Here is a 12,576-nt window from a genome sequence, read left to right as displayed (position 1 = left end):
TTATTATTTAAAATTCTATAATTACATTTAGTAACTAGTAAAAAAATTAATATTAAATTAAAAATATAGTTGTAAATATTTCAAATATTTAAACTTCATTTAGCACTTTAAAACTAAGTATTGATATTTTTATTAAAACATTGTAATATATAGTTGAAATTTGCAAATTTAAACTGAAATTTAAATATAACTTAAAACAAAAGATACAGAATGTTCTTCTCTGTTGATTATACCTCTTAGCCTTTGGTTAAGAGATTTTTTTATGGAAAATAATAAATTATTAATTTTTAAATAATTTAGTAAACTATAACTGAGGCAAACAACAAAGATTTTTGCCAATTTTCTATAAAAGTCCATAAAATATAAAATATAAAAATACTTATTAGATAAAAAATTTAAGGGAGGTTTTAAATATGAAGAAAGTTTTTAACGCTAAAGAGTTTTTAAAAGAAATGATTTTACTCCATATTGGACTTATCATAACTGCAGCTGGTACATATTTCTTTCTAGTTCCAAATGATATCGCTGCCGGTGGCGTTAGTGGTCTTGCTATGGTAATTCAACCTTACATTCCAAATTTAAGTATAGGTTTATTGATGACTTTAATGAATTTGGTTTTATTTGTGGTAGGATTTGTATTTATAGATTCTAGTTTTGGAGCCAGATCCGTTTATGCAAGTTTTGCATTTTCCTTAATGGTATGGATTATGGAAAAAACTATGCCTATGTCTAAACCATTCACAGATGATTTATTAATAGAATTATTATTTGGTTCTCTATTATGTGCTGTTGGTATAGCTATAGTTTTTGAACAAAATGCATCTACTGGTGGTACTGATATAGTTGCTAAAATACTTAATAAATATGCTCACATTGAATTAGGAAAAGCTCTTTTAATAGTAGATTTAGTAATAACTATATTAGCTACTTATACTTTTGGAATAAAAAAAGGTATGTACGCTTTATTAGGAGTAATAATTCTTGGCATAATAATAGACGTGGTAATCAGTGGATTAAATGACTACAAAAAGGTAGAAATACTAAGCACTGAAGGAGAAAAAATAAAGAAATTTATAATTGAAGAATTGGATAGAGGTGCTACTCTATATATAGGAAAAGGTGCCTATACCAATGAGGAAAAAGAAATCATAAATACAGTATTAGATAAAAAACAATTTATAAAATTAAAAAAATTTATACATGAAACTGACAGAAAAGCTTTTATAATAACTTACAATGTTCATGAAACCCTTGGTGAAGGATTTAAGAGCTTATCAAACTAAATAATTTCAATAAGTAAAATAGACAAGTTTTCTTGTCTATTTTACTGTATATCCAGTGTTCTCTATGCATTTAATTATCTTTTCCTTAGTAGCTGGACTGTTGTATCCTATTTCTATGGTTCCTCGTGCTAAATCTACTGCCACTTCTTGAACTCCTTCTATTCTGTCTAATGCATTTAATACTTTGGTTTTATCCTGTGAATTCCCTAGACCTGAAACCTCATAATGGCTGTTTTTCATTAATAGCATTCTCCTTTCTTTTCATTTTAAGTGAACTACCACCACTTATAGAAGCTAGCGGCTTCGTGGTCAATCTTTCTAACTAAACAAGTTTACCCACGCCATGAAGGTTATTCCATCCTCTATATTAATTTTTATAGTATAAAAGGCTAATCAGAGCATCTAATTAGCCTTTTATCATGGAACTTAATATATAATAAATGTGTGTACTTTATATAGGTTATTATGCCCACTGTTAAAAAAATTATAACTAGGTACTCATTCTAGGTTCTAGGTTCTAGGTTCTAGGTTCTAGGTTCTAGGTTCTAGGTTCTAGGTTCTAGGTTCTAGGTTCTAGAAATGTTGAAATTCCTGTGAAATTTCAACATTTCTATTTTCTAGTACCTAGCTCCTAGCACCTAGTACCTATATCTTAGTACCTATCTACTAACTAAGAATTATCACTAATTTTTAAAGGATTGAGGACTGTGGACTAGGGATTGGCGACTAAACGAAGGCTACGCCTAAAAAAGATTATAAGCGCTTTTTTATTTATAAATTAAAGATTTTCCATAGCAAAGCGGAGGAAAATCCTCCTTTCGTAGGCCGCCTTCCTCCCATAAGCAATGTACGTATGACCTGAAAAAACTGCCTTTAATGGAGTGATAAAATTGAAATTTTGGACTATTGAACTAGCTTTAGAACTTCTATGTTTTGAAATTTAACTCCCCGTTAAGAAGCCTTCATTGTCTGAGCGAGGAACGAGTGAGTTTGAAGGCTTTAGGGGATTTAAATTTCAAAACATTTAGAAGTTCTTAGCGTATTGTTCACAGTCCAAAATTTCAATTTTATCACGGAATTAAAGGCAGTTTTTTCCTACCGTACTTCCTTAACAATTCTTTAATGCCATTAATGCCATTACATATCCATATGTGCCAAATCCACTGATTTGGCCAATACATGCAGGAGCTATGACAGATTTTCTTCTAAATTCTTCCCTGCTATGTATATTGCTAATGTGAACCTCAACAGTTTTTATATTCACTGCTTTTATGGCATCCATTATAGCTATACTATAGTGAGTATAGGCAGCGGGGTTTATTACTATACCATCATACTTTCCATAGGCCTCTTGTATGAAATTTATAATTTCACCCTCTATATTACTTTGAACCACCTGCACTTCTAAACCTAAATCTTTACCCTGCTCTTCTATATAAGCACATAAATCTTTATAATTAGTATTTCCATATATATTTTTTTCTCTTATGCCTAAAAAATTTATATTAGGTCCATTTATTACTAAAATCTTCATAATAACTCCCCTTTCTTTCAATATAACTTTAACATATTACCATCAAGTGGCAATTTCTAATAACTTAAGAAACTATCTCTAAAATGCCTTTTATAGCTGCTTTCTCATCCTTTGAGTTTTCTAATCTATAGTGGCAACTTTTCATGTAAAGTTCGTATCTCTCATTATATAATGCCTTTAATTTTTCTTTTCCTTCTTTTAATAAAGGTCTATTTTTTATTTCAATATCCTCCATTATTTTTTCTAACGGCCTATCTATAAAAATAACTACACCACTATTTTTCATCATATCTATATTTTCATGTTTTTTTATTATGCCGCCTCCTGTGGCTATTATACAGGGTTTATCATTGCAAACTTCACTTAAAACTTCACTTTCTATTTTTCTAAAACTTTCTTCTCCATTTTTAAATATATCTTGTATACTTTTCTTTTCTCTTTTTTCTATGTATTCATCTAAATCATAAAATTTCATATTTAATTCACTGCTAAGTTTCTTTCCCAAAGTAGTTTTTCCACAGCCTGGCATACCTATTAATATTATGTTCTTTTTCATTTTAAACACCTATTTCCCAACTTATTAATTAACTCAAACTTTCTTAAACTTATATTTATCAAAAACTCTAAAGGAATTTTGTCTTTCATTTTCAACCCTCAACTCAAAATAGCTACTAAAAAATTTTTCTCCTTTTTTCTAAATTTTCAAGTTTACATTTTACCTTTATATTTATAACTGCGAAGGTTGAATAATTAATATATTTAAATCTCTTTATTTAATACAACTTAATGAAATTACATATTTGTTTTTTCACTTTAAATTTAATTTCTATCTATAATTTCTCTTTTAAAACCTCATATATTTCATCAATTAATCCTTCTTCTATCTTTATTTCATTCCATATTTCCTCTGCTGCCACAGCTTGGGCTGCTAGCATGTATAGCCCATTTACATATTTTATTCCTTCTTCTCTGGCATACTTTAGAAATACGGTCTCCTTGGGGTTATATATAAGATCCACTGCCCATTTAAAATTACTTAAAAATTCTCTAGGTACTGGAGATTCCTCTATGTTTGGATACATACCGCAAGGAGTAGTGTTTACTATAATATATTCATCCCTTAATTCATCTTTTAATTGGTTTAAATTTTTATATTCTACTATATTAGCCCTTGGGAAAGTCCCTTTTTTATTCACTGCCTCTCTATTTCTAGTTACAATAGTTATATTATACACCCCTTCTTTTAACAAGCAATAATAAACCATAGAGGCAGCTCCACCACTGCCCAAAATCACAGCATTTTTACCTTCTACATCTATAGACCATTTTTTCAAAACCTTTTTAAATCCAAAATAATCTGTATTATACCCTATGGATTTCCCATTACAAAACTTTACAGTATTTACTGCCCCTATTTCTCTGGCTTCTTTACTTATTTCGTCCACATACTGCATAATATCTACTTTGTAGGGAATTGTAACATTAATTCCTTTAAACCTTAATTTATCCAATTCATTTAAGACTTCTTTAATTTCTTCTTTTTTTAATTCTAAAATTTCGTAATATCCATTTATGGATTTTTCCTTAAATATATGTTCATGTATCTCTGGTGATAAGCTATGTACTAATTTTTCTCCTAAAAGTCCATATAGACTTTTATATTTAATAAAACAATGCTGATATTTTTTACTTTCATCCATTATCCTTTCAAATATTCCCGCAATATATGGAGAAAACTCCTTATTATTAACATAATCTAAATTTTTATTTATAACTTCTTTCTCTCTTTTAGTATCTAAAAAGGGCATATCTTTACTTTTCTTATATAAAGCTATTTTTTTTACTATCTTCATTCTTTTTTCCATAAGTTTAGCTATCTCTTTATCTATATTATCTATCTCATCTCTTAATTCTTGTATATTGTACATAATTTCCTCCCTTGTTTTGGAATTAATCCTACAACTTAATTCATTTCCATCTAAAAAACTCTATTTATAATATCACTTATTTAGGCAATTATCTAAATAATTATAAAATAAAGTACATCAAAAGCGCCCACCCCATACGGAGTGAGCGCTGCCAACATATCATCCTGCTTTTTTTGTTTCTTTTGCTCCTTTTAACGGTAACTATAATAACACCTATATTAATATCTCATAGAAATTTTTATCTTTACCAATTATAATTATATCCTTTAAAAATACTTATGTCAACAATATTTAAAGTTTATTTATCACACTTGCCAAATATCCTGCACCAAATCCATTGTCTATATTTACAACACTAACTCCACTGGCACAACTATTTAGCATAGATAAAAGAGCTGCTAATCCATTAAAACTTGCTCCATATCCTACACTAGTTGGCACTGCTATTATAGGTTTGTCCACCAGTCCTCCAACCACACTAGCTAAGGCACCTTCCATACCAGCAGCTACAATAATAACCTTGGCACCTCTTATTATTTCTAATTTATTAAATAACCTATGAATACCGGCTACACCCACATCTATTATTCTTTCTACTTTATTTCCTAAAAATTCTGCTGTAACCGCTGCTTCTTCTGCCACAGGCATATCTGAAGTTCCTGCAGTAACCACCGCTATGTATGTATCCTTTTTAGGTATTTCTCTTTTTTCTATGGTTATTATTTTAGCCATGCTATTGTATTTAGCCTCACCGCAAACTTCCTTCACTGCCCTAAACATTTCCTCAGTGGCACGAGTAGCTAATATATTGTTATTTTTAGTATTCATAAATTCTACTATACCCCTTACCTGTTCCACAGTCTTTCCTGCACAGTATATAACCTCAGGGTATCCTACTCTTATTTCTCTATGGTTATCTATATTGGCATATCCTAGATCTTTAAAAGGAAGTTCCTTTAAATTATCTAATGCCTCTTCTACTTCACAATGACCATTTTTTACATTTTCAAGTAATTCTCTTATTTCATTTTCATTCATGAAATAACTTCCTTCCTCTACTATTTTTTCAATTCCAATCCGCTCATTCGGTATCCTTTTACATCTAAGGTTACGTATTTAAATCCGTATTCTTTAAGTTTATCACCTATAACATCTAAAAGTTCTTCTTCCAATATATTTTTAAAGTCATTTTTATCTACTTCTATTCTAGCTAAATCACCATGACATCTAACTCTTACAGCCTTAAATCCAATATTCATAAGATATTTTTCTGATTTCTCTATTTTCTTAAGATCCTCTATTTTTATATAACTTTCATAAGGAATTCTTGAAAGTAAACAAGCATAAGCTGGCTTTTTCCAAGTGGATAAACCTAGTTCTTTTGATAAATCCCTTATGTGCCTTTTGTTAAATTCCATATACATAAGAGGGCTTTTTATACCCAATTCCTTTAAAGCCTTCATTCCAGGTCTGTAGTCTTTTGTGTCATCATAATTTGTACCATCTACAACATGTTTATATCCTTCTTCAGAGGCGAGTTTTTTTATGGCAGAAAATACTTGTTTTTTACATAAATAACATCTATCTATAGGATTATTCTTTATTTCATCCATTATAGGAATATTTATAAATTTATGCTTTACCTTTAACTTTTTTGCAAAATCTTTTCCTTCTTTAATTTCCCACCTAGGAATATATGGTGTGTCTATAGTAACTGCCAAAACATTATCACCCAAAGCATCAATACATGCCTTCAATAAAAAAGTACTATCCACTCCTCCTGAAAAAGCCACCACACAACTATCTAATGTTTTAATATATTCCAAAAGCTTTAAGTACTTTTCTTGTAAAGAATTTTCCACCTGCTATCGCCCCTTTACTTTATGCTATTGTAAACTTCCCTAAGTACTTTTCTTATTGGCACATTATATTCTAATGCAGCCTTTTTACAGTCATCATATTCAGCTTTTACCTTAACATCCTCTTCATCTACATAGGCCTTCTTAACTCTAATATCCCCATAAGAAGTTTTTACCACAGAAAAATCCCTCTTTAGTACATCTCTAACCATGCTGCACTCTCTAACTCCTAATGTAGAGGTTTCCTTGAATAATATCTTTTTAAGTTCTTCCTTATTATCCTTATGACAAAGTACACTTAACTTTACCCCAGGACGACCTTTTTTCATCATTATAGAAGTAATAAACACATCCAAAGCTCCCTGTTTAAAGAGCTTATGGTATACATAATCATAAATTTCTGGATTCATATCGTCTATATTACATTCTAATATAAAGCAGTTTTCTTTAAAATAAAACTCCTGCTTTTTCTCTACCCTTCCTAAATAAACCCTAAGCAAATTAGGAATCTCCGTATCCCTATTCCCTACTCCATAGCCTATAGCCTCTACAATAAATTCTTTTTCCTCAGTAAATTTGCTAACCATGGTCTTCAATATAGCTGCCCCCGTTGGAGTAGTAGTTTCAAAAGGCACTGCCCCCATCTTTACAGGCACTCCTTTTAAAACCTCCATAACAGCTGGAGCTGGTACAGGTATTACCCCATGGGCGCACTTTACAAATCCTCCACCTAACTGCACTGGAGAGCATAAGATTTTATCCACATTTAAATATTGGAAGCATATGGCTGCTCCAACTATATCCACTATAGAGTCTACAGCACCAACTTCATGAAAATGCACTTGGTATAAATCCTTATTGTGCACTTTTCCTTCTGCTTCTGCCAGCTTTCTAAATATACTTAAACTTATAACCTTAACACTTTCTTCTAGTAAGCTTTCATTTATTATCTTCTCTATATCTTTAAAACTTCTGTGATGATGCTCTCCGTGGTGGTGCTCCTCATTATGGTGATATCCATGTTCTAATTTATTTAAAATAACATCTACTTTGGTGCCACTTATTCCTTTTCTTTCATCTTTTTTTATTTCTATACTGAATTCCTCATTTATACTTAATTTATTAAGTTCATTAATTAAATAATTCTCATCCACGCCTAAATCTATCATGGCACCTAGGTTCATATCTCCGCTAATACCTGAAAAACAATCATAATATAATACCTTCATCTTTTATCTCCTAACTGTTAAATATCATATTAATAATATAGCATAAGAATGCTTTTCAGTATAACAACTTTTTATACAAAAAAACTAAAATAAAACCATAGTATCATCAACTATTTTGAAAAATCCCTTATAGCTTTTCACTTTATTTTCTTTTATATCTATTACATTAATTTTCTGCTCATTCCACATGCTATCTTCACAAGCTATTATATATCTATCCTCTACAAGCTCCTTCATTTTTCCTAATTTATGTGGATAAGTATATTCCACCTTACCTCTTAATAACTCTTTTACGCAATAAGTTTCATTATCCATATACTTATAAGCAATTATATTTTTATTTTTTCCTGCTAAACTATATTTTATATCTACGTTATCCTCAATGTGCTCTATACTTTCTGCACTTTCCTCGTATTTATTATCCATTTTTATATTATACATGGTCTTTTTCATAGTCTTTCTGTCTAAAAAAGTTACTATTTCCTCATTAGGTTTTTCAAAATCCTTTATGGCAAAATATATATTGTCCTTGTCGATCCCTGAAAATATTTCGTAACCCTCAAAACCCTTATAAGCTATACTATTAAAAGTCAATTCTTCTTTTCCTTCTTTTACTTCTTGAATAAATTTTTCCACAGTAGTATATTGCAAATGGTCGTTAAGATAAAACTCATCTTCAATATTTTCTATATCATCAGCTTTTATATATTTATACTTTTTCTTATAATAAGTATTATATATATCTTCTATTGTCCCTGGATCTAAATAATTTTCCTCATAAACAATACATTTTTCTCCTGCTAATTCCGTTCTAAAGAAAACTTGGCTAAATCCTCTTAAAAAATCTTTATCCTTTATTTCCCATTGTTCTCCTGAGTTTATATTAAACATATATCCCTTTTGATACCCATATTGTTCTTCACTATCTTTTAATTCTAATTGCTGTCCTATACTCATAACATTTGGTTCACTTGCAAAAACACATATATACTGATGGTTTATCATCTCAAATTCCATATCAGAATATTGTTTTTCCAAGTAAAAATTAAATAAAGTATACTCCTTGCCTAGTCCCTCTAAATCAACTCTATACAAAGTATATAGATCTCTATTCTTTTCCCTGTCCCTTGTTACATAGTATATACAGTCCTCACCCTCAATGAACTTATTATAAACTACTCCTTTGTATAAACTATGCGAATTACTTGTTAGTCTTCTTAATTTTTTAGTTTCCAAATCATAACCATAATATCCAAACACCCTGTGATCTGGAAACATATGACCTACCTTTTTTATTTTCTCAAAAATTATTTTATCACTCACCCTCTCTATTGGATTGAATATTACATCACCATTATTTCTCATATCCAATATATCCATATATACCCTCCTAAAATTTATTTATACCTATAGTTCTATCCATTTTGTGGATATTTTAAACATTAGGTTAATATTTCATAGCCTTCTCTTGTAACTAGCACTGTGTGCTCCCATTGAGCTGAAAGTTTTCTATCCTTAGTAAGCACTGTCCAACCGTCTTTTAAAACATCGTACTCATAAGTTCCCTGGTTAATCATAGGCTCAATGGTAAATACCATACCTGGGAATAAAACCATATCCCTTCCTCTTTCACCACAATGAGCCACAAAAGGGTCCTCGTGGAAATCTAATCCTATACCGTGTCCACCATAATCTCTTATTACAGAATATCCATTTTTCTCTGCATGCTTTTGCACCGAATATCCAATATCCCCCAAGGTAGCAAAAGGTTTAACCTCCTTTATACCCTCATATAAACACTCCTTAGCCACCTTCACTAATCTTTTTGCCTCTTCACTGCCTTCACCAATTATATACATTCTGCTAGAATCAGAATAATACCCGTCTAATATAGTGGTTACATCTACATTTACTATGTCACCATTCTTTAAAACTGTTTCTTCATTAGGTATACCATGACAAACCACTTCATTTATAGAAATACACACACTTTTAGGATATCCCATATAATTAAGAGGCGCTGGTATTCCGCCATGTTCTACAGTAAACTGATGCACCCAATTATTCACCTCTTCAGTAGTAACCCCTTCTTTTATTTTTTCTCCTACCATATCCAATATAGCCTTGGTAAGTCTACCACTTTTTCTTATACCTTCTATTTCTAAATCTGTTTTTATCATATCTCTATCAGGCACTATATGCCCCTCTGCCGCTAAAGCTTCTAATCTCATATCTAAATCCAAATGACAATCCTTATATTTTTTTCCACTTCCACACCAACATAATTTGTTCCAAAATTCTTTTTTCAAAAAAACACCTCCAACTTTTTTATCACTATTAACTATTAATAATTAATTATTAATTTCCACCATATCTCTATTATACACCAATTAATAACTTTTCGTTAAAAATACTATTCCTTCGTTGCAAATGTACTTTATAAAATGTTATAAATATATTATGCCTTGATATATCTTGTATTTATTATTAACTCAATTTCCAAAATTTTAAATTACTATTATTTTATAATTTACATATAATCATAAATAAAAAACATAAAAATTAAATAAAAAATAACTTATATATTATATTTATTTTTTTCAAAGAAAGGAAGAATTACATGGACAAATCTAAACAATTGGGTACAGAAAGTATTGGAAAATTATTAGTTAAATTTTCCATACCCGCTATTATTGGTATGCTGGTAAATGCTCTATACAGCATAGTTGATAGAGCCTATATAGGACATATAGACAAAATAGGTACCGATGCCCTTTCTGGGCTAACTAGCACCATGCCCATATCCACAACCATAATGGCCTTTGGAATGTTAGTGGGCATAGGTACTTCAGCTCTTATTTCTATAAAGCTAGGAGAAAAAAAGAAAGAAGAAGCAGAAAGAATACTGGGCAATGCAGTATTTCTTGATGGATTAATATCCTTAATAATAGGTATTTTAGGAATTATATTTCTTGATAAACTATTAATACTATTTGGAGCTGGAAAAGAAAGCATTCCTTATGCTAAAACATATATAACCATAATACTTTTAGGTGCTCCTCTGCAAAATATAGGCTTTGGTATAAACAACAGCATTCGAGCAGAAGGAAATCCTAAGATGGCAATGCTTACAATGATATTTGGAGCCCTTATAAATATTATTCTTGATCCAATATTTATATTCTTATTTGGCATGGGAATTAAAGGTGCTGCCATTGCCACAGTAATTTCTGAAACCTTTAATACTATATGGGTTATGTATTATTTTACAAGCAAAAGAAGTGGAAGTATTTTAAAAGTAAAAAAAGAAAACTTAAAACTAGATTTAAAAATTGTAAAATCAATATTCGCTATAGGTATGTCCCCTTTTGCAATGCAAATAGCTGCCAGCGTAGTAGTAGTCTTATACAACCGTGGCCTTTATACTTACGGTGGAAATAAAGCTGTAGCTGCCATGGGTATAATAAATAGTATATCAATGCTTATTTTTATGCCTATGTTTGGAATAAATCAAGGTGTTCAGCCTATTATTGGCTATAATTATGGAGCTAAAAATTACAAAAGAGTTAAAAGGGCATTAAAATTAGCCATATTAGCTGCCACTATCATAGCTACCCTTGGCTTTTTATGTGTTCAAATATTCCCTAAAACATTAATAAGTTTATTTACAACAAAGGACATAGAACTTTTAAATATAGGGACTCGTGGTCTTAGAATAGATTTGATTTTCCTACCTATAATAGGTATGCAAATTGTAGGTTCTAACTATTTCCAAGCCATAGGTCAGGCTAAGACTGCTATGTTACTAAGTCTTCTTAGACAAGTGGTTATTCTAATTCCACTTATATTAATACTTCCTAATTTATTTAAATTAGACGGCCTTTGGATGTCACAACCTTGCGCAGACGTAATTTCCTTTATTCTTACAGCAATTTTCCTATTCAGAAGCATCAAAGAACTAAAATAGGAAAATTGTGACGGAAGTGGCATAAGAAAAATCTGCTTTTAATTCCGTGATAAAATTGAAATTTTGGACTGTGAACAGTACGCTAAGAACTTCTAAATGTTTTGAAATTTAAAGCCCCTAAAGCCTTCAAACTCACTCGTGCCTCGCTCAAGCAATGAAGGCTTCTTAACGGGGCTTTAAATTTCAAAACAAAGAAGTTCTAAAACTAGTTCAATAGTCCCAAATTTCAATTTTATCACTCCATTAAAAGCAGATTTTTCAGGGTATGTGTATATCGTCACGGTGAGGGACCAGCCTACTGGCGATAGCCAGGCTAAATATATAAATATCAGATATTAAATATCAAATATCAATTAATGTGGATTTTCTTCATTTTATTCAGAAAATCTTTAAGTTATAAAAAAGAAAGAGCTTATAATATTTTTAGGCGGAGCCGTTCTTTTAGTATGCAATCTCCAAATAATTTAGTGTAATTCTTAATTTTTAGGTACTAGGTTCTAGGTTCTAGGTACTAGGGAAGGATAAAACTCCTGAAGAAGTTTTAAAAAAATATAAATTCAAGAAATTCCATAGGAATTTCAACATTATTTGATATTTGATATTTGATATTTGATATTTATTATTTAATATATGTAGTTTGCCTATCTCCAATAAAAGATTTTTTAAGCCTTAAAGAAAAGATATAACCACTTCATTTAATGAATCAGTTATACCTTTTCCCACTATACCATTGCTTATATTCAATTAAAGATTTTCCGTAACGCAGTGTAGGAAAA

11 protein-coding genes are annotated in these 12,576 nt (G+C 30.3%); 2 read left to right on the top strand and 9 right to left on the bottom strand.

Annotated elements, in window-relative coordinates:
* The first annotated feature begins 413 nt into the window (after positions 1 to 413).
* Positions 414 to 1,283: a YitT family protein gene (locus FGK85_RS01520; RefSeq protein ID WP_138203096.1), complete on the top strand. Its 870-nt coding sequence runs from the start codon at positions 414 to 416 to the stop codon at positions 1,281 to 1,283.
* A gap of 36 nt (positions 1,284 to 1,319) precedes the next feature.
* On the opposite strand, the gene FGK85_RS01515 is transcribed toward FGK85_RS01520, so the two are convergent.
* The 9 genes from FGK85_RS01515 to map all read right to left on the bottom strand — a co-directional run bounded on the left by FGK85_RS01515 (position 1,320) and on the right by map (position 10,142).
* Positions 1,320 to 1,523 carry a heavy-metal-associated domain-containing protein gene (locus tag FGK85_RS01515; RefSeq protein ID WP_138203094.1) on the bottom strand — a complete coding sequence of 68 codons (204 nt, stop codon included), beginning with the start codon at positions 1,521 to 1,523 and terminating at the stop codon, positions 1,320 to 1,322.
* An 868-nt stretch (positions 1,524 to 2,391) separates the two neighbouring features.
* Positions 2,392 to 2,817, bottom strand: coding sequence for a type II 3-dehydroquinate dehydratase (gene aroQ, locus FGK85_RS01510; protein ID WP_138203092.1), 426 nt, complete (start codon positions 2,815 to 2,817; stop codon positions 2,392 to 2,394).
* A gap of 64 nt (positions 2,818 to 2,881) precedes the next feature.
* Positions 2,882 to 3,373 (bottom strand): shikimate kinase, encoded by a 492-nt coding sequence (locus tag FGK85_RS01505; protein WP_138203090.1) that lies wholly within the window; start codon positions 3,371 to 3,373, stop codon positions 2,882 to 2,884.
* A gap of 274 nt (positions 3,374 to 3,647) precedes the next feature.
* Positions 3,648 to 4,745 (bottom strand): shikimate dehydrogenase, encoded by a 1,098-nt coding sequence (gene aroE, locus FGK85_RS01500; protein ID WP_138203088.1) that lies wholly within the window; start codon positions 4,743 to 4,745, stop codon positions 3,648 to 3,650.
* Between the two features lie 291 nt (positions 4,746 to 5,036).
* Positions 5,037 to 5,783 carry a nickel pincer cofactor biosynthesis protein LarB gene (larB, locus tag FGK85_RS01495; protein WP_138203086.1) on the bottom strand — a complete coding sequence of 249 codons (747 nt, stop codon included), beginning with the start codon at positions 5,781 to 5,783 and terminating at the stop codon, positions 5,037 to 5,039.
* A gap of 20 nt (positions 5,784 to 5,803) precedes the next feature.
* Positions 5,804 to 6,607, bottom strand: a complete 804-nt coding sequence (gene larE, locus FGK85_RS01490) for an ATP-dependent sacrificial sulfur transferase LarE (protein ID WP_138203084.1) — start codon at positions 6,605 to 6,607, stop codon at positions 5,804 to 5,806.
* Positions 6,608 to 6,621: 14 nt separating this feature from the next.
* Complete coding sequence (gene larC / locus FGK85_RS01485) at positions 6,622 to 7,833, bottom strand: nickel pincer cofactor biosynthesis protein LarC (RefSeq protein WP_138203082.1); 1,212 nt, start codon at positions 7,831 to 7,833, stop codon at positions 6,622 to 6,624.
* A gap of 84 nt (positions 7,834 to 7,917) precedes the next feature.
* The gene (locus FGK85_RS01480; RefSeq protein ID WP_138203080.1) at positions 7,918 to 9,213 is read right to left on the bottom strand and encodes a hypothetical protein; all 1,296 of its coding nucleotides are present in this window, start codon (positions 9,211 to 9,213) and stop codon (positions 7,918 to 7,920) included.
* A gap of 62 nt (positions 9,214 to 9,275) precedes the next feature.
* The gene (gene map, locus FGK85_RS01475; protein WP_138203078.1) at positions 9,276 to 10,142 is read right to left on the bottom strand and encodes a type I methionyl aminopeptidase; all 867 of its coding nucleotides are present in this window, start codon (positions 10,140 to 10,142) and stop codon (positions 9,276 to 9,278) included.
* A 311-nt stretch (positions 10,143 to 10,453) separates the two neighbouring features.
* Between map and FGK85_RS01470 the strand changes: the two genes are divergently transcribed.
* Positions 10,454 to 11,800, top strand: coding sequence for an MATE family efflux transporter (locus tag FGK85_RS01470; RefSeq protein ID WP_138203076.1), 1,347 nt, complete (start codon positions 10,454 to 10,456; stop codon positions 11,798 to 11,800).
* Positions 11,801 to 12,576 lie beyond the last annotated feature (776 nt).

The organism is Haloimpatiens lingqiaonensis (assembly GCF_901447495.1).
In the GTDB taxonomy this organism is placed as follows: Bacteria; Bacillota; Clostridia; order Clostridiales; family Clostridiaceae; genus Haloimpatiens; species Haloimpatiens lingqiaonensis.
This window is presented reverse-complemented; position numbering and strand designations above follow the sequence as displayed.